This window comes from Pseudoflavonifractor phocaeensis, from assembly GCF_016901955.1.
GTDB classification, from domain to species: Bacteria; Bacillota; Clostridia; order Oscillospirales; family Oscillospiraceae; genus Flavonifractor; species Flavonifractor phocaeensis_A.
Map to the genome: position 1 here is coordinate 1 of NZ_JACJLC010000253.1, position 315 is coordinate 315.

Consider the following 315-nt stretch of genomic DNA (forward strand, 5'->3'; position numbering starts at 1 on the left):
TCGTGCTGGGCAGAAAGAATTGGCTGTTCTGCGACAGCGTCAAGGGTGCGGAGTCCAGCGCTATTGTATATTCGTTGGTGGAGACAGCCAAGGCCAATGGTGTGGAGCCCTATGAATACCTGCTGCTTGTGCTGAGCCGCCTGCCCTATTATGGAAAAACGCCGCCCCACGAAATTTTGGAGCGCCTGATGCCCTGGAACCCTGATGTAAAACGCCGTAAATATTTGGAGACCTCTGATTGCAAATAAACGAACCCGGTAGGATTGCAAGTCCTACCGGGTTTTGACTGTATACGGGTGGTTATTGAGCGCTTAC

General features: G+C 51.7%; 1 protein-coding gene. It reads left to right on the top strand.

The features are described from left to right. Window positions 1–248, top strand: a 248-nt coding sequence (locus H6B51_RS18415) for a transposase domain-containing protein (RefSeq protein WP_204884837.1), incomplete at its 5' end; no start/stop codon positions are given. Window positions 249–315 lie beyond the last annotated feature (67 nt).